This window comes from Streptomyces sp. MP131-18 (genome assembly GCF_001984575.1).
Lineage (GTDB): Bacteria > Actinomycetota > Actinomycetes > Streptomycetales > Streptomycetaceae > Streptomyces > Streptomyces johnsoniae.
On the sequence record NZ_LZNS01000001.1, the window covers coordinates 7,656,828 to 7,676,236 of the forward strand.

Annotated in this window: 14 protein-coding genes; 10 read left to right on the plus strand and 4 right to left on the minus strand. The window is 73.9% G+C overall.

What is annotated here, in order from left to right:
• Nucleotides 1-28: 28 nt before the first annotated feature.
• The 8 genes from STBA_RS34000 to STBA_RS39165 all read left to right on the plus strand — a co-directional run bounded on the left by STBA_RS34000 (nucleotide 29) and on the right by STBA_RS39165 (nucleotide 15,122).
• Nucleotides 29-2,386, plus strand: coding sequence for a hypothetical protein (locus STBA_RS34000; RefSeq protein WP_077062836.1), 2,358 nt, complete (start codon nucleotides 29-31; stop codon nucleotides 2,384-2,386).
• Complete coding sequence (eccCa, locus tag STBA_RS34005) at nucleotides 2,383-6,453, plus strand: type VII secretion protein EccCa (protein WP_077062837.1); 4,071 nt, start codon at nucleotides 2,383-2,385, stop codon at nucleotides 6,451-6,453. Before STBA_RS34000 ends, eccCa begins: the two co-directional genes overlap by 4 nt.
• A gap of 50 nt (nucleotides 6,454-6,503) precedes the next feature.
• Nucleotides 6,504-7,982 (plus strand): type VII secretion integral membrane protein EccD, encoded by a 1,479-nt coding sequence (eccD, locus tag STBA_RS34010; RefSeq protein WP_077062838.1) that lies wholly within the window; start codon nucleotides 6,504-6,506, stop codon nucleotides 7,980-7,982.
• Between the two features lie 5 nt (nucleotides 7,983-7,987).
• Complete coding sequence (locus STBA_RS34015; RefSeq protein WP_077062839.1) at nucleotides 7,988-9,400, plus strand: S8 family serine peptidase; 1,413 nt, start codon at nucleotides 7,988-7,990, stop codon at nucleotides 9,398-9,400.
• A gap of 2 nt (nucleotides 9,401-9,402) precedes the next feature.
• Nucleotides 9,403-10,800: a type VII secretion protein EccB gene (gene eccB, locus STBA_RS34020; protein ID WP_077062840.1), complete on the plus strand. Its 1,398-nt coding sequence runs from the start codon at nucleotides 9,403-9,405 to the stop codon at nucleotides 10,798-10,800.
• 107 nt (nucleotides 10,801-10,907) lie between these two features.
• Nucleotides 10,908-12,041 carry a type VII secretion protein EccE gene (locus tag STBA_RS34025; protein WP_253195180.1) on the plus strand — a complete coding sequence of 378 codons (1,134 nt, stop codon included), beginning with the start codon at nucleotides 10,908-10,910 and terminating at the stop codon, nucleotides 12,039-12,041.
• On the plus strand, nucleotides 12,038-12,868 hold the full coding sequence (locus STBA_RS34030) for a hypothetical protein (RefSeq protein WP_253195182.1): 831 nt from the start codon (nucleotides 12,038-12,040) through the stop codon (nucleotides 12,866-12,868). The genes STBA_RS34025 and STBA_RS34030 overlap by 4 nt, the downstream gene beginning before the upstream one ends.
• A gap of 121 nt (nucleotides 12,869-12,989) precedes the next feature.
• Nucleotides 12,990-15,122 carry a serine/threonine-protein kinase gene (locus tag STBA_RS39165; RefSeq protein ID WP_077062841.1) on the plus strand — a complete coding sequence of 711 codons (2,133 nt, stop codon included), beginning with the start codon at nucleotides 12,990-12,992 and terminating at the stop codon, nucleotides 15,120-15,122.
• 13 nt (nucleotides 15,123-15,135) lie between these two features.
• Here STBA_RS39165 and STBA_RS34040 read toward each other — a convergent pair whose 3' ends face one another.
• Nucleotides 15,136-15,930 carry an FHA domain-containing protein gene (locus STBA_RS34040; RefSeq protein WP_077062842.1) on the minus strand — a complete coding sequence of 265 codons (795 nt, stop codon included), beginning with the start codon at nucleotides 15,928-15,930 and terminating at the stop codon, nucleotides 15,136-15,138.
• 158 nt (nucleotides 15,931-16,088) lie between these two features.
• Between STBA_RS34040 and STBA_RS34045 the strand changes: the two genes are divergently transcribed.
• Nucleotides 16,089-16,832 carry a class I SAM-dependent methyltransferase gene (locus STBA_RS34045; RefSeq protein WP_079252314.1) on the plus strand — a complete coding sequence of 248 codons (744 nt, stop codon included), beginning with the start codon at nucleotides 16,089-16,091 and terminating at the stop codon, nucleotides 16,830-16,832.
• Nucleotides 16,833-16,851: 19 nt separating this feature from the next.
• Here the strand turns inward: STBA_RS34045 and STBA_RS39170 are convergent, their stop codons facing one another.
• The 3 genes from STBA_RS39170 to STBA_RS34060 are packed head-to-tail and all read right to left on the minus strand — an operon-like array spanning nucleotide 16,852 to nucleotide 18,594.
• Entirely contained in the window at nucleotides 16,852-17,376 is a 525-nt protein-coding gene (locus tag STBA_RS39170; protein WP_253195184.1) for a hypothetical protein, read from the minus strand.
• 57 nt (nucleotides 17,377-17,433) lie between these two features.
• Entirely contained in the window at nucleotides 17,434-17,925 is a 492-nt protein-coding gene (locus STBA_RS34055) for a DinB family protein (protein ID WP_077062843.1), read from the minus strand.
• 42 nt (nucleotides 17,926-17,967) lie between these two features.
• Entirely contained in the window at nucleotides 17,968-18,594 is a 627-nt protein-coding gene (locus STBA_RS34060; protein WP_077062844.1) for a class I SAM-dependent methyltransferase, read from the minus strand.
• A gap of 95 nt (nucleotides 18,595-18,689) precedes the next feature.
• Between STBA_RS34060 and STBA_RS34065 the strand changes: the two genes are divergently transcribed.
• The gene (locus STBA_RS34065) at nucleotides 18,690-19,286 is read left to right on the plus strand and encodes an XRE family transcriptional regulator (RefSeq protein ID WP_077062845.1); all 597 of its coding nucleotides are present in this window, start codon (nucleotides 18,690-18,692) and stop codon (nucleotides 19,284-19,286) included.
• Nucleotides 19,287-19,409 lie beyond the last annotated feature (123 nt).

The following is a 19,409-nucleotide window of genomic DNA, read 5'->3' on the forward strand; positions in this document are numbered from 1 at the left end:
CACCGGACAGGAAGGGAGTGGTTCGACCATGGTGGACGCCGGCTATTTTCGGTTCACGCACGAGGAAGCGGTAAGAGACGGCAAGAATCCCTGGAAACTCCGGACCGACTTCGATGCCGAGATCGATCTCGATGACATGGTCGCCACGGGAAACGCCTTCGTCCGTGCGGCCGTGAAGGCCCAGGTCGCCGAGGATCTCGCCGCGTGTGCCTCCCAGCTGTCGGAACAGCCCGGGGGCATGGGCGGCCAGTCCATCGTGGACGGCGAGGGACGGCTCGTCGAGACGAACAACGCCCTGCCGCGCACCGAAGCCGAAACAGCGGTCGACTTCATCTTCAGGGCCATGAACGCGGCGCACCACGCCGAGGAGGAAGCCCGCCGGCTCATCGAGAGGCCCGAGCTGGACTTCAGGCACGAGCGGAACCAGGACAACGCGATATCCGAGTGGAACGAGTGGCTGATCGCCCTGGGTCAGGCTCACGACGAGCAGTACGCCGGACTGCCCCCCGAACTCCGCCCCAGCTCGCTGATCGTTCACCACCACAGCGGAGAGACGGAGTACGCGCAGATGTCGGGGAACACCTTCGCTCTTCCGGACTCCAGGGCCGCGTCGATCCGAGCCACGCATCTGAAGGTCGCGACGGATGACGCCGGGAGCACCTTTGACACGATCAACAGCGAGATCATCGCGTACCGCAGGGAATTGGCACACATAGGCAACGAGCTGGGAGGGCGGGGCTACGACCTGGCGGGGGACCCGCTCGGGGTGTTCGCCACCCCGCAGATGGCGCAGTTCTCGGCCGAGCAGCTCAACGCGGAACTGGCGCGTGACACTCCCCCGGACCGGCACGTGATCGAGATGCACACGCGGAATCTGGAGGCCATCGCGCGCCGCGTCCACGGGGACCCGCTCGAACCGTCCCAGGGGGCGAGGGGACATATGAGCCCTGAGGACCGCGCCTACCTGGAGGCGTTCCACAACGCGCTCACCGCCGACTCGCTCGCACGACTGGGCCAATCGGACGTCCCCGCCGGGGTGCAGACCAGCGTCGGCAACAGCATCACCATGCTGATGAACCCGGCCATCGGCGGTATGAACCCGGAAACGATGGGCGCTGAGCAGGTTCCCGCTTCCATCCGCAACTTCGTCTATGACTATGAGAATTCCCTTGCCCACCGGCTCGGCCCCTTCGGCTCCCAGGAATTCAACGGCTTCGGCACTCTGATGTCGCGGGCGACCGTGGCCGCCGGTGACGAATTCTCGAAGGCTCTGGCGCACGCCGCGGTCGATATCGAGAGGATCAACGAGGAGCCGCGGCGCGCCGGCGCCGGTGTGCCGCTCGAGAACACGGCGAGCAGCGGGATGCTGGAGGCGGCGGCGCTGAACACCGACGCCTCCGCCGAACTCCTCGTCGACGCCGGGTTCCGCGGCGGCCTGCTCTCCCAGGGCTGGGACAGCAGCACGGGGGCCGCCGAACTCCTCCGGAGCGGCACCACCGTCCCGCCGGGCGTGTACGAGGGCAGCCCGTCCGGCCGCATGCACCTCGACGCCGCGTGCCACGTGCTCGCCGACGCGCCGCTGCACAGGGAAGCCATCCTCAGGACCGGTATCTCGGCCGACAACATCGAGCTGCAACGTGCCATCGGCGACACCGCGTTCGCGCACATGGACCTGCTGTCGAGAAACGCCAGGGACAGCGAAACCTGGAGCGTTTTCGGTCCACCTCAGTTGGTCAACGGAACAATGCGCGACTACGGTTTCGATCTTTCCTTGGAAGAGCGCACAGAACTGTTCGGGCTCATGCAGAGATCCGACCAAGGGGTGCGTCAGGATTTCTTCAACGGCGTGCACCTCTGGGAGGCCGTGACCGCGCGCGACGCCTTCGCGGGGGAGGGGACTCCGGACGGGGCGACTCTCGCCAACCTCGGCGGCATCGCGGGAACCGTCGCGAACGTGCAGAGCAACGTGGAAACGCCTTCCGGCACGGCGCCGTCACTCGCCAAGGCCACGGAGATCGCCGGCCAGGGCATCGCTCTGATTCCGGATGTCCGGGCCAATCTCGGAGGCACAGGACTGGCCGCGGCAGCGAACCTGCTGGGCGACCACTTCAAGGGCACCGGCGAGCAAGATCTGCAAAACCAGGAGCAGATGAGCGAGTGGATAAGCGAGGAATGGGGCGGCCTCCCCGGAAAACTCGCCCTCGTCGAGGCCGGCGTCGCGAGCGGACGGGCAGATCCCGGCGACTTCCGCACGTACCTCGACTACGGCGACGAGACATCCATAAACCAGTACCTGGCGAGAATGAGTATCGCCAACCCGAACGTGGCCGGTTACCTGAACACGTTCGATGAAGGCTACGCCGCCGCCGTGAAGGTGCCGCAATGACCACAGTCCCCGCGTCTTCCGCCTCCACCACCACCGTCCTCTTCCGCCGTCCGCCGCGCGCGGCGCAGCCCGTCGTCCCCGATCAGGAGCTCGTCGTCCAGGCCCCGCCGCAGCTGCCGCAGCCGGAGGACGCCAACTCCTGGATGATGGCGCTGCCCGCGCTGAGCGGGCTCGGCTCCGTGATGTACATGCTGACAATGGGACGGGGCCCGATCGGATACGTCGTCGGCGCGATGTTCCTCATCTCCTGCCTCGCCATGGTCGTCGGGTCGGTCGTCTGGCACCGCGCCAAGACGCGAACCGTCGCCCGCAACGACCGGCACGACTATCTGCGGTACCTGGAGCGCACCCGCGGCGAGGTACGGCGGACGGCGCGGGCCCAGCGCGAGGCGCTGGAGTGGGACGCTCCCCAGCCGGGCGCGCTGTGGTCGGTGGCGGAGAGCCGGCGGATGTGGGAACGGCGGAGCGGGGACGCCGACTTCGCCGTGGTGCGCGTCGGGGCCGGGCCGCGGTTTCTCGCCACGCCGCTGGTGGCCGCCGAGACCGCGCCCGTGGAGGACCTGGACCCGATGAGCGCGGTGGCGCTGCGGCGCTTCGTCGACACCCACGCCGTGGTGCCGGATCTGCCGTTGCAGGTCGCGCTGCGGCGCTTCGCCGCCCTGGCCGTGACCGGCGACGCGGCACGGGCACTGGCCCGCGCCGTCGTCGCGCACGCGGCCACCTTCCACTCCCCGGAGGATCTGCGGATCGTGGTCTGCGCCGCCAATATCGACGGCCCGGAGTGGTCCTGGGTGAAGTGGCTGCCCCACGCGCATCACCCGCAGGAGGTGGACCATGTCGGTCCGGTGCGGATGGCGCACCCGGCGCTGAGCGTGCTGGAGGAGTGGCTCGGCCCGGAGCTCACCCGCCGCACGCGCTTCAATCGCAACGCCGAGCCGGACCCCGAGCTGCCGCACCTCCTCGTCGTGCTCGACGGCGGCCTGGTCACCGGCCTGGAGGCGCTGCTGGACCCGGGCGGGCTCCAGGCGGTCACCGTGCTGGAGGTGAACGGGCGCGCGACCGGGCAACTGGTCGACGCGCACGGCGTACGGCTGGCGACCGACGACGGCGGGCTCTCGGTACTGGCCGGCGAGACCCGGGACGAACTGGGGCGGGCCGACGCGCTGTCGGCCGCCGAGGCGGAGGCGCTGGCGCGCCGGCTGGCACGGTACCGCGTGGACGGGCGCGGCACGGCCGCCGGAACCGAGGACAGGACCGGGGTCGTGAACACCCTGCCGGGCCTGCTGGGAATCGCCGACCCCGGTCGCCCCGACCTGGCGGCGTTGTGGCGGCACCGCCCGATGCGGGACCGGCTCCGCGTGCCGCTGGGCGTATCGGCCGACGGCGGGCTGCTGGAGCTGGACATCAAGGAGTCGGCGCAGAACGGCATGGGGCCGCACGGACTACTGGTCGGAGCGACGGGCTCCGGCAAGTCGGAGCTGCTGCGCACCGTGGTACTCGGCATGGCGGCGACGCACCCCACCGAGCATCTCAACTTCGTCCTGGTGGACTTCAAGGGCGGTGCCACCTTCGCCGGCATGGCGGAACTTCCGCACGTCGCCGCCGTCATCACCAACCTTGAGGACGACCTGACCATGGTCGACCGCATGAAGGAGGCCCTGTCCGGCGAGATCAACCGCCGCCAGGAGGTGCTCCGTGCCGCAGGGAACCTCGTATCCGTCCGCGACTACGAGCGGGCCCGCCAGCGCGGAGCGAACCTGCCGCCGTTGCCGAGCCTGTTCATCGTCGTCGACGAATTCTCCGAACTCCTGGCTCAAAAACCTGACTTCGCCGACCTGTTCGCGCAGATCGGGCGGCTGGGACGGTCGCTGGGCCTCCACCTCCTCCTCGCCTCCCAGCGCCTGGACGAGGGACGGCTGCGCGGCCTGGAAGCCCACCTGTCGTACCGGATCGGGCTGCGGACGTTCTCCGAGGCCGAGAGCCGCACCGCCATCGGCGCGCCCGACGCCCACCGCCTGCCCAACGCCCCCGGGCACGGCTACCTGAAGACGGACACCGTCACCCTGCGCCGTTTCCGGGCCGCCTACGTCTCCGGCCCCTACCGCACCGGCGAGGACGGTGGCGGCCCGGCGCTCACCGGCGCCCTCGGCGTGCGCCGGTTCCCCGCCGGATACGTGCCGGTGCCGGACGAGCAGCGCCCCGAGCCGGAGCCGGAACCGGCCCCGGAGCCCGACGAGTTCGGCGAGGACGAGGAGCTGGGCACCACCGTGCTCAGCGTTCTGGTCGACCGCATGGCCGGGCAGGCGCCGCGGGCCCACCAGGTCTGGCTGCCGCCCCTGGAGAAGCCCGAGCCGCTCGACACCCTCCTCGGCGACCTCGGGGTGCGCGACGGACGCGGCTTCGGCAGCCTCTCCGCGCGCGGCGCGCTGACCGCCCGCATCGGCGTCGTGGACCGTCCCTTCCACCAGCGCCGGGACCCGCTCGAACTCGAACTGTCCGGCGCGGGCGGCCACACCGCGATCGTCGGCGGCCCGCTCAGCGGCAAGTCCACGGCGGTACGGGCGCTGATCACCTCCCTCGCGCTGCGCCACACTCCGGAAGAAGTGCAGTTCTACTGCCTGGACTTCTCCGGCACCCTCTTCCCGCTCGCCGGTCTGCCGCACGTCGGCGGCGTCGCCGGCCGCACCGACACCGAGCTGGTCAACCGCACCGTCGCCGAGGTGCTCGAAATGCTTCAGACGCGCGAGGCCCGCTTCCGCGAGCTGGGCGTGGAGTCGATGGCCGGACTCCGCACCGCCCGCGCCGAGGGGCGGCTGCCGGACGAGCCCTCCCCGGCCGCCGGGCAGCGGGCGGACCTCAGGAGCGACGTCTTCCTCGTCGTCGACGGCTGGCAGGTGATGCGGCAGAGCTACCCCGAGATCGAAGAGGTGCTGATGGGCGTGGCCGGGCGGATGCTGACCTACGGCATCCACCTGGTCGTCACCGGCAACCGGTGGATGGACATGCGCATGAGCCTGCGCGACCTGATCGGCACCAAGGTCGAGCTGAAGCTCGGCGACGCGCTCGACTCCGAGGTCGACCGCAAACTGCAACGCGACGTCCCCGCCGACCGCCCCGGGCGCGGCATCAGCGCGGAGAAGTCGCACTTCCTGGTGGCGATGCCACGCGTGGACGGCGTCCGTTCCGCCGACGGCCTCGCCGACGGCGTGGGCGACCTGGTGCGGCGCGTCGACGAGGCGTGGAACGGCCCGCGCGCCCCCAAGGTGCGCCTGCTGCCCACCATCTGGCGCCCCGACCGGCTTCCTCCGGTCCACGCGCGGCAGGTCGCCCCGCGGGCCGCCGGGGCGTGGGACAGGCCGGGCGTGGCGATCGGCCTGGAGGGCAACCGCCTGGAGCCGGTCACTCTCACCCCCGGGGAGGACGCGGGCCTGATCGTCGTCGGCGACAGCGAGACCGGCAAGACGGGGCTGCTGCGCGCGGTGGCCCGGCAGGTCATCACCCGGCACACCCCCGAGCGGGCGAAGATCGTCGTGCTCGACCACCGGATGACGATGCTGCGGGAGTTCGACGGCCCGCACCTGCTGGGCTACTCCACGACCCAGGAACGTTCGGCGGAGGTCGTCGGCGGGCTGGCCGAGGGGCTGAGGAAGCGGCTGCCGGGCCCCGACATCACGCCCGAACAGCTGCGCAACCGCTCCTGGTGGACCGGCCCGGAGATCTACCTCCTCGTCGACGACTACGACCTGGTCGCCACCTCCCGCGGGAACCCGCTCGCCTCGCTGCTGGACTTCCTGCCCCACGCCCGGGCCATGGGGCTGAACGTTTTCATCACCCGCCAGGCCGGCGGCGCCGGCCGGGCGGTGCTGGAGCCGGTGCTGGGCCGGATGAAGGAGCTGAACTTCCCCGCCGTGCTGCTCAGCATCCCCAAGGACGAAATGCCCATCTGGGGCGTCAAGCCCGCTCAGCGCGCCAGGGGCCGGGGACTGCTGCTGCACCGCAGGCTCGGCAACGTGCCCGTGCAGCTCGCGCACGAGGACGCGCCGCAGACACCCGCGACAGCCGACTGACCGCGTGGGCACCGACCACGCAGGCACTGACACGTAGGGACCCATGAGCCATGAGTGCCAGCCTCACCCACCACCCGGCAGCTCCGCACCCACCCGACCCCGCGGCCCGCGCCGCGCCGCGCGCCCCGGCCGGCGCCTCGCCGCCCGCCGCGGCGGCGTTCGTCCGCATCGGCCTCGCCGGACCGGCCGGACGCACGGACCTGGCCGTCCCGGCGGCCGTGCCGCTCGCGTCGATGCTGCCGATGCTCCTGCAGCAAAGCGGCGAGGGCCCAGGTCCCGACGGCGGTGTCCGGCACGGCGGATGGGTGCTGCGCCGCGCCGACGGCACCCGGCTGGAAGCCGCCACCTCCCTCGCCGAACAGGGCGTCGCCGAGGGGGACCTGCTCTTCCTCGCCCACGGCAACGCCGATGCCACCCCGCCGCTCTACGACGACATCGCCGAGGTCATCGGCGAGCACGGCGTCCGCGAGACCTGGCCCGTCCGCGCCACCCGCCACGCCGCCGCCGCGCTGACGGCCCTTGCGGTGCTGACCGGCTGCGCCGCGTTCGCCGTGGCCCCGGGCGCGATCCCCGGCTGGCTGGCGCTGGCGACGGCGGCCCTCGTCCTGGCGTTCGGCGTGCTGGCGTCGCGCGGCTTCGACAACGTCCACGCGGGAACGTTCGCCGGCCTGCTGGCCGTGCCGCCCGCCGTCGTCGGCGCGGTCCGGCTGCTCGGCGCCGGCCACGACGGTAGCGGCCTGGACGCCGAACACCTGCTGCTGGCCTGCGCGGTGGTGGCCGTGCTCGGCGTGCTGGGTCCTGTCCTGGTGGGCGGCGGGGACGGAACGTTCGCCGCGCTGGTCGTCGCGGGCCCGCTCGGGGCCGTGGGGGCCGCGATATGCACCATCTGGCGCGACGTCACCCCGGCGGAGGCCGCCTCGGTCACCGGCCCGCTCGCGCTGGCGCTCACCACGCTGTGGCCCACCCTGGCGTTGCGCGTCGCCCGCGTCCCCGCCCCCCAACTGGCCGCCACCGCCGACGAACTGGAACGCCTCCCCAGCCAGCTCGCCCACGAGCGGCTGGCCGCCCGGGTCGCCGCCGCCCGCCGGGTGCTGGGCGGCATGGTCGTCGGCAGCCACCTCGTGGCGGGCGGGGCGCTGCTGTGGCTCTTCGCGGCCACCGAACTGTGGCCCGGGGTGCTGGCCGGCACGCTGACCGCGCTGATTCTGCTGCGCGCCCGGCTGTTCCGGGAACGGGGGCAGGTCGCCACGGCGCTGGTGACGGCCTTCTCCGGGGCCGCCGGGGCAGCGGTGTTCACGGTGGCCGACCGGGCGGCGCAGACGGCGCCACTGCTGGGCGTGCTGGTCCCGGTGGTGCTGACCGCCGCCCTGGCCGCGGGCGGCGTGGGTCTTGCGGCCGGCCGCCGCCGCCCGAACCCCAGGCTGGCGCGGACGCTGGACGTGCTGGAGACCACCCTGCTGGTGGCCGTGGTCCCCCTCGCCCTTGCGGTGTGGGAGGTCTACGGCGCCCTGTTGAACCTGAGGGCGTGAGAGCCATGACCCGTCCGACGCGTCTGCCCGTCGCCGTGCTCGTGCTGCTGGCCACCGCCGTGTCCGCCGCCGTGCTGCCCGGTGCCGCCACCCCCGCCGCCGCCTCGCAGCCGTGCCGCACGACGGTGACCGGCGAGGAGATGCCCGGCGGCGCCGACCCGCACCCCCTCATCGGCCAGCTCGGGCTGCACCAGAGCTGGGATCTGTCCACCGGCGCGGGCGTCACCGTCGGCGTCGTCGACTCCGGCGTGGACGCCACCCACCCCGACCTCGACGGCCAGGTGGCCAGGGGCCGGGAGTTCACCACCGTGCTCGACGAGCGCGAGTTCGAGACGTCCCGGCCCGAGCGGCAGCGGGACTGCGAGGGCCACGGCACCGCCGTGGCCGGGCTCATCGCCGCCCGGCGCACCGCCGGCGACCGCATGGCCGGGGTGGCTCCGGACGCCCGGGTCTACCCCGTCCGCATCGCCGACGGCGTCGACCGGGCCACCGCCGGCACGCTCGCCGCGGCCATCGACGACGCCGTGGCCGCGGAAGTCGGCGTCATCAACCTGTCGTTCGCCGTCCCCGTCGACCACGAGCCGATCCGGGACGCCGTCGGGCGCGCCCTCGACCGGAACGTCGTGGTCGTCGCGGCCATGGGCAACGAGGGCAACGCCGGCGGCGGCGAGGCCCCCATGTACCCGGCCGCCTACGACGGGGTACTGGCCGTCGCCGCCGTGGACGCCGACGGCACGCCGCTGGACTCCTCCAACGCCGGCCCCTGGGTGGACCTCGCCGCGATCGGTGAGGACCTCGTGGTGGTGTCCCCCGGCGGCGAGGGCTACCGGCTGGAGGCCGGGACCAGCATGGCCGCCGCGCAGGTGTCCGGCACCGCCGCGCTGGTCCGCTCCCGCTTCCCCACGCTGACGGCCGAAGAGGTGGCCGAGCGGCTGACCGGCTCCGCCACCCCCCTGGGCGGCGGAACCGACGACCGTACCGGCGCCGGGCTCGTCGACCCCTTCGGCGCGTTGACCCACCTCCCCGGAGCGACCGGAAACGCGGGCGACGGGGACGGCGCGGACGCCGGGGGCGACGGCGCGGCATCCGCCGGTCGTATCCCGCCGCAGGAGCTGCCGCGGGGCGAGCCGCCGCTCAGCTCCTCCGCCGCCACCGGACTGGCCGTGAGCGGCGCGCTGCTGCTGGGCGTTCTCCTGGTGCTGCTGGCCGTGCCCGGGGTGCGCCGGGCCGCCCGGCGCGGCTGGCGGGCCGGCACCGCGCCGGAACAGCGCGCACCGCAGGAGCCGGTGCCGGTGAACGCCCCGGGCCCGCCCGCCGCCAGCGTCGCCTGGCTCAGCGGCGACGGCGGAGCCGACGGCCACCGGAACCGGAACCATCCCAGCCAGCTGACCGCGAACCCGACCCGGAATCGGACATAGCCATGGCCACGACACGCGAGCAGTCGGAGGCGTACGCATACGCCAACCGCCGCCAGAGCACCAGCCTCCTCAGGGGGGCGGACGAGGCCCGCCTCGACCCCCGGCGCCGCCTGAACCGGGGGCTGGCCGCCGGCGTGGCGGTCGGCGTCCTCGTCATGGCCGGGTTCGGCATCGCCGGTTGGCTCGGCGGCGGCCGCGGCCCGGCGCTGCCGGCCAGCGGCGCGGTCGTGGTCGGCGCCAGCGGCGACTCCTACGTGGTCGCCGACGGCGTGGCACACCCCGCGCTCAACCTCGCCTCCGCCCTGCTGGCCGGCGGCGGCCGGCTCACCGAGGTGCGGCAGGACACCCTGAACGAGGCCCCGCGCGGCCTGCCGGTCGGCATCCCCGGGGCCCCCGACGCGCTGCCGGAGGCGGACGACCTGCTGGACGAGGAGTGGACGCTGTGCGCCACCCCCTCGGAGACCGGCGGCGATCCGGTGCGGACCGGCCTGTACGTCTCCGTGCCGGGCGTGCCCACGGGCGACGCCGGAGGCGGCGGGGCGACGCTGTTCGTGGAGGCGGACGACGGCAGCCTGTGGCTGCTGACCGCGGGGCGGCGGCACGCCATCGCCGAACCGGCCGTCCGGGACCTGCTCGGCCTTCGCCGGCAGCCCGTGCGGCTGCCGGGCGAGATCGTCGCCACCGTCCCCGAGGGCCCCGCGATCACCATCCCCGATCCCGCTCCTGGCGCAGGGGAGGAGCCGGCGGTCGAGCTGCCCTTCGCCGCGGTCGTCGGGGACATCGCCCACACCGACGACGGCGCCGCCCGCCAGCACTACCTGGTCGGCGCGGACGGGCTGACCCCCGTCTCCGAGCTGGTCCACACCCTGCTGTCCGGCCAGGCCGGCACGGACCACGGGATCAGCTTCTCCGACGCCGCCCACGCGCCGCGTTCCGACGGCGACCCCGGCAACCCGGCGTGGCCCGAGGAGGTGCCCGAGGCCGAGGTGCCGGAACGCAACCAGCCCGTCTGCATCAGCACACCGCCCGGCAGCCAGCCGGGCGACACGCCCTGGCAGGCGGCGATTCACCTGCCACGGACCATGCCCGCCCCCGAGGACACCGTGCCGGTGGAGGCCCACGAGGGCGGCAGGCTGGGCCTGTTGGACCGGATCTACGTGCCGGTCGGCTCGGGCACCGTGGTCCGCGCCGTCACCTCCGCGGGCACCGGCGGCACCTACACCCTGGTCACCGACGGCGGCACGGCCTACCCCCTGGCCTCCCAGGACGCCGTCGAACGCCTGGGATACGACCCGGCCGTGGCGCCGACGATGCCCACCGCCTTCGTGGGCCTGCTGCCGGCCGGTCCCGTTCTGTCCCCGGAGGCGGCGGCCCGGGAGCGGACGGGGGCCGGCGAATGAACAGGAGGAGAAGGACCATGCGACCTGGACGTGCCCGGTTGGGCCGTGCCCGGTCCGGACGTGCTCGGTCGGGCCGTGCCCGGTTCGGCCGCGCCCGGTTCGTGGCCGTGGAAGTGGGGCTGGGCGGCGTGGCCGCGGGTCTGGCCCTGCGGGGCGCCTGGGGCTATGTCCTCGCCGGCGCGGGGGCGCTGCTCGCGGTGCTTCCCCTGGTGCGCATCCGCAGGGAGTGGGCGGACCGGCGGCTGCTGGCCCGGCTGCGCCGGGGACGGCTGGCCGTCACCCCGCCGCCGGGCGAGCGTGCCGAGGGCCTGGGCGTCGCCCAGACGCTGCTGCCCGCCCTGACCGTGCGGGAGGTGGCCGACCGCAACGTGCCCGGGCGGCACGGCCTGGGCGTGGTGTCCGACGGGCGCGGCCACGCGGCCGTCGCCGCGTTCCCTGCCGGCACGCTGCCCGCGCTGCCCGCCGAGATCGTGGCCCGGTGGCTGGCGGAGGACCCGGCCCGGCCGGCGGCGGCGCAGGTGATCGTGGAGCAGTTCGGCGTTCCGTCGTGGGACTTCCACCATGGCTTCCGGCCCACGGTCGTCTACCGCCAACTCCCCGCCGGCGGCTGCCCGGTCGCCGTGCGCTCCTGGCTGGTGGTGCGCTACGAGCCGTTCGACGCACCCGAGGCCGCCCTCCGGCGCGGCGGCGGGGAGGACGGCGCGCAGGCCGCCGTGGCGGCGGCTGCCGCCCGGCTGCGCGCCCTGCTGGCCGCCCACGGGGCTCCGACCACGGCGCTCGGCGCGGTCGCGACGCGCCAACTCCTGCGGCAGCTCGGCGACGTGGAGGCGAACGGCGCCGCACGCTCCTCCACCTGGGCGAGTGCGTCGGCCACACACGCCACACTCACCGCGAGCGTCGCCTCGCAGCGCGACTGGCACCGCCTCCTGGCCGGCCTCGGCGGCTGCACCGCCGACCGCGTGGTCGCCGCGGCGACCCTCACCCTGGGGGCACCTCCCCGGCCCGCCGGGCCCGGGGGCGGCCGTCCCGAACTCCGCGTCCGCGCCGCGGTGCGCGTGGTCAGCCCCCTCGCCCAGCACGCCACCGCCCAGCGCGACCGGCTGGCGGCGGCGGGCGTCACCGGCGCGTCCGCGACCGACCAGGCCGCCGGCCTGCTCGCCACCCTGCCGCTGGCCCACCCCGCCCGGCCCCTCGACGAGGCCACCGGCTTCGCGACCACAGGAGGTACGCGAGAGCGATGAGCGAACCCGAACCCACCACGCTCGCCCTCGTCCCCCGGGGACGCGGCCCGTCCGAGCCCCGCACCCTCGCCCTGACCGGACCCCGCCCGAGCCCTCCCGGCCCCGCGGGTCCGGCCCCCACCGGTCCGGCCGTCGCCGCGCCCGACCCACCGATACCCGATCTGTCCACCCTCCCCGACGCCGCCTGGCAGGACGACACCGGGACGCCGTTCACACTCACCCCCGCCCGCGCCGGCATCCACCTGGGCACCGACCGTGACGGCCGGCCCGTGGCGCTGCCCTGCCCCCGGCCGGAGGGCACCGGCATCGCGGTCCTCGGCGAATCGCTCTTCGGCCGCCTGATCGCGCTGCGCCTCCTGGCCACCGGCGTCGTGGTCACCGCCGCGACCCGGGAGCCGGGACAGTGGCGGAGCATCCGCCACGCCGCGGGCGAACGGCTCGCGTTCTCCGAGGACCCGGCCGCCTGGCCGCGCCACGCCCCCGCGCCGCCCGCGGTCGACGCCGGACCGCAGGCGCTCGTCAGCGATCAGCGCCGCGCACCGTCCTCCGCCGTCGCCGCCGGGCCCTGGCGCACCGTTCTGCACGTCACCCGCACCATCCCGCGCGGCGCCGCCTTCTGGCACCGCCCGGACGTTCTGCTCGCACTGGGCGCCGAGTACGCCGAGGCCGTCGGCCGCCTGCTCGGCCCCGAGGCCGCCCACCTCACCGCCCGGCTCGCCCCGGGAGAGATCGTTCTCTTCCGCCCCACCGCGACCGAGATCCTGCGCCCCGACATCGCCCCGGGGGAGAGCGCCGTCCTTACTCCTGGAGCACCGCCCGCCAGGTAATCGCTCCGTTCCCGCGACCGCTCCCCGAAAGACGCGCCATCATGGGTCGCGACGCATCCGCAGTCAGGTGGATCGCGACCGAGGACGTCGAACGGGGCGTCGGGGGAGGGGGAGCACGGCAGTGGAAGCGTTATTTCCTGGGGACCCGTCGGCCATCGGTCCTTACCGGCTGCTCGGGCGGCTGGGCGAGGGCGGCATGGGACGGGTGTTCCTGGGCCGTTCGCCCAGCGGACGGATGGTCGCGGTCAAGGTCGTCCACAGTGAGCTGGCACGGGAGCCCCACTTCCGGCGGCGGTTCCGCGCGGAGGTCGAGGCGGCGCGGCGCGTCCACGGGACGTGGACCGCGCCGGTGCTCGACCACGACATCGAATCGGCCGTTCCCTGGGTGGCCACGGGCTACGTGGCCGGATCGACGCTGCGGGAGGTCGTGGACACCCTGCACGGGCCGCTGCCGGAACAGTCGGTGTGGGCACTGGCGTACGGCCTGGCGAGCGCTCTGCTGGCGATTCAGGGCAACGGGCTGATCCACCGCGACCTGAAGCCGTCGAACGTCATGGTGACGCTGGACGGCCCGAAGGTCATCGACTTCGGCATCGCGCGCTCCGTCGACGCCAGCGTGGTGACGCACACGGGCGGCATGCTCGGCTCCCCCGGGTACATGCCGCCCGAGCAGATCAGGGGCGACGAACTGACGGGCGCGGCCGACGTGTTCGCCCTGGGGGCGGTGCTGGCGTACGCCGCGAACGGGTTCTCCCCCTTCTCGTGGGACGGGGCGCATACCCACACCGTGATCCACCGGGTGCTGAGCGAAGAACCCAACCTCGGCCCGGAGGACGGGCGGCTGACGGGGGACCTGCGGACGCTCGTGCTCCACTGCCTGCTGAAGAACGCGGACGAACGGCCCCCGCTAGCCGGGTTCCCGCCGTTCGCGGGGAGACGTGCGGGGAACGAGTACTGGCTGCCGTCGGGGCTCACGGCACGGCTGGGGCAGGCCGCGACGAATCTGCTCGCGTTCGACGGTCCTGAGGCCGACCGGCCGCCCTCGTCCTGGGGGCCGCGGCCGCCGTCGGGGCCGCTCCCCGCCCTGCCGTCCGCCTCGGCCGGGCTGCCGGCGAACCGGAGCCGGACCACGGTCGTTCCCATGGAGCCGGGCACGCCCCCGGCACCGACGCCGGGGACGTCGCTGGTGCCGCGGCACTCCCCGCCGCCCGCGCTCCCCGAGCTTCCCGCGTCGCCTCCCCCGCGGCGCAGGGACCCGGCGCGTTACGCGGTGGCGGCGGTGGCCGGGGCGGCAGTGCTGGCCCTGGTCGCCTGGCTGGTCGCGGCCACCACAGGGGGCGGCGAGGAGAACCCGCGGGCGGCCGGTACCCCCGAGGGCACCGGCGACGAGGCGAACACCGAAGCGGAATCCCTGGTCGGCGACCCGCGCACCGCGGACGTGTGCGCCCTGACCGACACCGACGCCCTGGCCGGATTCGGCGATGCCCGTGCGGATGTGGACTACGGGAATTTCCACGTCTGCGACATCGTCCTCCACGCCGAGGGCGAGACCCGTATCGATGTGTCGACGTATCTCCGCCGGGGCATCCCGCCCGAGGCGGCCCGACCCGCCGACAGCATCAGGGGGATCGATGTCGTGGAAGATCCCCCGAAACCCGACGAGTGCGGGCTGGTGCTGCTGCCGCCCGGGGGCGATACCGACGGCATCCTCGTCGGAATCCGCGCCAACCTGGAGGGCGACGAGGTGGCAGGCGGCCGGGCGACGCTGTGCTCGATCGCGGACGAGGCCGCCGCGAGCGCGGCCGAGGTGCTGAGCCGGGGCCCGATCCCCCGGCGCTCACCGGCGTTCCCGGACGACTCGCTGGCCTGGTTGAACGCCTGCGAGCTGCTCGACGCCGAGGCGCTGGCCGCCGCCGATGTGCGGGACGACGAGCCGACGGTCGGCGTCGCCGACTGGGAGTGCGAGTGGTCCGGCGACGACGATGAACTCGTGGTGGACATGAGCTTCCACCGCGACCAGCCCAAGGACGGCGGGGGCACCCGGCGCAGCGGCTACGAGACCACCGTCGAGCAAGCCAGAGACGGCGACCAATGCACGGTTTTCCTCGAATACCGCGAGTACGGCGGGCAGAACACCGAGCCGGCCGCCGAGATGGTGCGTCTGCGCGTCGAAGGAGAGCGCCCCGTGGAGGAACTGTGCGTGACCGCTGAGGACCTCACCGCCGTCGCCGCGGCCCGGCTACCGGCACGCTGACGCCCGGCGGCGGTCAGTCGCCCAGCAGGGCCAGATCCGCTTTGAGAAGCGTGGTGCTGATCAGCAGCTCCATGATCAGGTTGTGGTTCAGCGTGTTGCCCACCGGCGGCGGAACCTCCTCCTCCAGGAGGCCGCGCACCGAGTGGCTCAGCCGCTTGCGCACGTTCGTCACCATGTGCGCGGCTCGGCGCTCGCCCCACCGTTCCCCCGGCTGCAACTCGCTCAGCTCGGCGGCCACCTGCCCCCACGTCAGCGGCTGCGGATAGGGCTCGTTGCGCAGATACCGCTGGCTGAGGCAGACGAGCACCAGCTTCTCGACCGGGCTCAGCGGCCACACGCTGGGCCCGCGTGTCTTCGCCTCGTTCTCCACCCCCGGGGCCGCGGACGGCGACGGCGCGGCGATCCGCACCTCAAGGAGGTGCTCCTGCTTCGGGCCGAGGATGAACAACGGCGTGTAGCCGGCCGGCAGTTCGGCCCAGTCACCGCTGAGCACCAAGTGCGAGGGGGAGAGGCGGATGGGCAGCCGGCCGACGTTGTGCAGCACCCAGCGCATGTGCTCGCGCGTGACGCGCCCGTGCTGTCGGCTGACGTGCGGATCGTCCGCACCGACGCAGACGTGGACATCCGGCTCGCTGCGCCCGAAGACCAGCGGGAACCCGGCGTCGGGCGCGACGCTCATGCCGCCGTTCGTGCCCAGGACGAAGAGCGTGCCCGGCGGTACGGTCGGCGGCAGCCCGCGCGCCAGGCTGCCGAAGTCCCTGGGCAGGATATTGACTTTGCTCGATGAGCTGGGTGCTGGCGGCGTCACGGGCCGTCCCCTCTCCGTGCGTCACGCCCAGATTACCCCTGCCCTCCGACACCCGGGAGAGCGCGTGCCCACGCCACCGCCCCCGGACTGACGTGGCTGCTTGTGCGCGGGGCGCCCACGTCTCACTTCGCCCCGGGGCGTGGGCGCCGTGACGAAGAATCGCGCGCGGAACCGATTCCCGGCGGGCCGGCGTCTTCGGATTCCGTCAGGCGCAGCACGGTACTGCGGCGGGCCGGGCGCCCGGCCCGCGCGTACTCGACCTCGGCGCCGGAACCGGCAAGCTCACCGCCACGCTGGTCGCGCTGGGGGCCGAAGTCATCGCGGTCGAGCCCGACTCGGCGATGCCGGCCGAGCTGCGCCGCTCGCTGCCGACTGTTCGTGCCCTGCCGGGTAGTGCCGAGGCGATCCCGCTGCCGGACGCCACCGTCGATGCCGTGCTGGCCGGCAACGCGATGCACTGGTTCGACATGGCCGTCGCGGGACCCGAGATCGCCAGGGTCCTCGCCCCCGGCGGCATTCTGGCCGGTCTGTGGAACGTCATGGACGATCGGGTCGAGTGGGTCGCCGGGCTCGCGCGGGTCGGCGGGAGCGCGGCCATCGGCCCGCGTGACACGCCCGCCAGTTGGCGCGCCGAGACGGCCGGCGCACATCTTCCGGAGATCGGTGTGGCCGCGCGGTTCGGCTCGGCGGAGCAGGCGGAGTTCCCGCACGGGCAGCGCCGCACGGCCGACTCCCTCGTCGCGACCATCGCGACGCGCGCGGGGATGCTGGTCATGCCCGCACCGGAACAAGAGACCACGCTGGGCCGGATGCGCGCATTCCTCGCGAGCAGACCGGAGACCGCCCGCGGGGAGTTCACGCTCCCGATGCTGACCGGCGTGCTGCGCGTCCGGCGGCTGTGAGACGGCGCCGTGCCGTACGTCAGGCCGCGGGTTCGATACGGAGGACGGCGGCGGTGCCGAGGATTTCGACGACCTCCAGGCTCATGACGTCGTTGATCGTCGCGACAGTTCCCACGCCGCAGGTCAGCCCGACGCCGCCGCCGCCCGCCGACGACACGCCGCCACCACCGGAACAGCCCGAGACACCGAATCCCGACCCCGTCAGCGACGCGGCCATCTCGACCTCATCGCCGGCGATCCCCGTCACCTCGATCGGCCCGAGGCCGTACGTTTCCGGCACTGCCACGACATCCCCCACCGCGACCTCGATCTCGCACGTCCCGTCGGCGCACGGCCCGGTCGGCGAGGGCGACGGCGTGCCCGTCCGGGTGGGAGCCGGCGTGGGGTCGGATGCCGGTGACCCGGAGCCCGCCTCGCTGGGCCGGCCATCGGCGGGGGACTCGTCCGAGGAGTCCGAGGAACACGACGTGAGAGCGGCGAACACGACAGCGACAACAACGGTGACCACGGCGGAATATGAGGTTCTGCGCATCATGGCCGCCATGAAACCCCACCACGTCCGGGACCCCTCCCCGCCCCCCCGCCCCGGACTCGGGTGGGCTCAGCGCCCCGTCGCGCCGTCGATGAGTTCGCGGAGGATGTCCGCGTGGCCGGCGTGGCGGCCGGTCTCCTCGATCATGTGGGTGAGTGCCCAGCGGACGCTGGGCGCGGGCCGTCCAGGTCGCGGCCGGGGGACGGGTGCGCCGAGGTCGGTGCATCCGTCGAGAACCCTGTTCGCGCGCTCGACGGTCTCCCGGTAGCGGGCGATGACCTCGGCCGCACTGTCCTCAGCTGCGGCCAGGAACGTCGCCTGCCAGTCGGTGACCTCGTCTCCGAGGAACGTCGAGCGTTCGACGAAGGTGAGGTGGTTGAGCAGGCCGAGCAGGTTGGTGCCCGACGGCACTCCGGCCGTCCGGACCTGCGGTTCGGGGGCACCGTCGACCTTCGCGGCCATCGAGGCCCTGAGGTAGTCGAGGAACCCGCGCAGGGTCTCGGCCTCGCTGCTTCCGGTCCGGGGCGGCGGCGTGTCACGGCGGCGGGCGGTGGTGGGCATGGCGGTCCTGCCTTTCCACGAAGAACGGTTCTCGCGCCGGGGTCAGGCGGCGCGGCGGACGAAAAGGACATGGTCGGTGACCTCGGCGGTGCGCCCGCCCGGCCCGGTCGCGATCCGGCGGGGCGCGTCGGCGCGCTCGACCGTCCATGCCGCCGGGTCGAGGCCGATGCCCGCCGCGACCTCCTGCGGGGTCGGGTACCGGACGTCGGGGTCCTGGTTCCACGACCACGGCGCCGTCGAGCCGTGGTCGACGACGAGCAGCCGCCCGCCCGGGCGCAGCCGGTGCGCGGCCACGCGCAGGACAGCCGCCCGGTCCAGGTCATAGGGGGTGTGGAGGTAGTGCGCGGAAATCAGATCGAACCGGCCCTCCGGGAAGGACTCGTGCAGGTCATGCCGTGCGGCGGTGACCCGGTCGCCGAGACCGAGTGAGCGGGCGCGCTCGGCGAGCCGCTCGGCCGCCACGGCCGAGATGTCGACGGCGGTGACGTGCCACCCCCGACGGGCCAGCCACAGCGAGTCGCCGCCGTCGCCGCATCCGAGGTCCAGCACGTCGCCGGGCGGCAGGTCCGTGACCAACTCGACGAGACGGGCGTTCGGCGGCGGGGCGTCGGCCGCCGGGCGGGCCGCGTGGACGCCGTCCCAGAACGTGGCTGCATCGGTCGTGTTCATCGGAGCTCCTTGAGATCGGGATGCGGGATGCGGGCAGTCTCGCCGGACGCCTCCGAATCCGGCGAGAAATCTTGCGGTTATGGCAAGCTCGCCCCATGAACGGCGAAGCGGCGGACGTGCTCGGCGCGGTGGGGCCGCGGCTGCGCGCGCTGCGTCGCGAGCGGGGCATCACCCTGGCCGAGCTCTCCGTGACGACCGGAGTGTCGGAGAGCACCCTGTCCCGGCTGGAGAGCGGGCAGCGCCGGGCGACCCTGGAGTTGCTGCTGCCGCTCGCCCGCACCTACGACGTTCCGTTGGACGACCTCGTGGGTGCCCCGCGCACCGGCGACCCCCGCATCCACCTGAAGCCACTCCGGCGGTTCGGGATGGTCTTCGTGCCGCTGTCCCGGCGGCCGGGCGGGACGCAGGCGTTCAAGATGATCATTCCGGCCCGGCCGGAACCGCTCGAACCGACCCCGCAGACGCACGAGGGCTTCGAGTGGCTGTACGTGCTCAACGGCCGTCTGCGGTTGGTGCTCGGGGAGCACGACCTGACGTTGCCGCCCGGTGAGGCCGCCGAGTTCGACACGTCGATGCCGCACTGGCTGGGCAGCGCGGACGGCGGCACGGTCGAGCTTCTCATCCTGTTCGGCCTGCAAGGGGTGCGCGCGCACGTGCGCGCCGGCGCACGTCCGCCTCGGCCCGCCGGGTGACGATCCGGCCATCCGGCCCGGACACCATCGGACTGCCCGCCCGGGCGCCGCCTGCCGGACGGCCCCGGGACCCCTCCCGAGTCCCGCCGTCTAGCCTCACGCCCGATGAGGTCGGACCAAGAG

Bases quoted from the DNA above. Each gene is read 5' to 3' on its own strand.
- eccB (WP_077062840.1), top strand. From the start codon at position 9,403: ATGGCCACGACACGCGAGCAGTCGGAGGCGTACGCATACGCCAACCGC.
- STBA_RS34055 (WP_077062843.1), bottom strand. From the start codon at position 17,925: ATGCCCACCACCGCCCGCCGCCGTGACACGCCGCCGCCCCGGACCGGA.
- eccD (WP_077062838.1), top strand. From the start codon at position 6,504: ATGAGTGCCAGCCTCACCCACCACCCGGCAGCTCCGCACCCACCCGAC.
- STBA_RS34015 (WP_077062839.1), top strand. From the start codon at position 7,988: ATGACCCGTCCGACGCGTCTGCCCGTCGCCGTGCTCGTGCTGCTGGCC.
- eccCa (WP_077062837.1), top strand. From the start codon at position 2,383: ATGACCACAGTCCCCGCGTCTTCCGCCTCCACCACCACCGTCCTCTTC.
- STBA_RS39170 (WP_253195184.1), bottom strand. From the start codon at position 17,376: ATGGCGGCCATGATGCGCAGAACCTCATATTCCGCCGTGGTCACCGTT.
- STBA_RS34030 (WP_253195182.1), top strand. From the start codon at position 12,038: ATGAGCGAACCCGAACCCACCACGCTCGCCCTCGTCCCCCGGGGACGC.
- STBA_RS34065 (WP_077062845.1), top strand. From the start codon at position 18,690: ATGAACGGCGAAGCGGCGGACGTGCTCGGCGCGGTGGGGCCGCGGCTG.
- STBA_RS34000 (WP_077062836.1), top strand. From the start codon at position 29: ATGGTGGACGCCGGCTATTTTCGGTTCACGCACGAGGAAGCGGTAAGA.
- STBA_RS34060 (WP_077062844.1), bottom strand. From the start codon at position 18,594: ATGAACACGACCGATGCAGCCACGTTCTGGGACGGCGTCCACGCGGCC.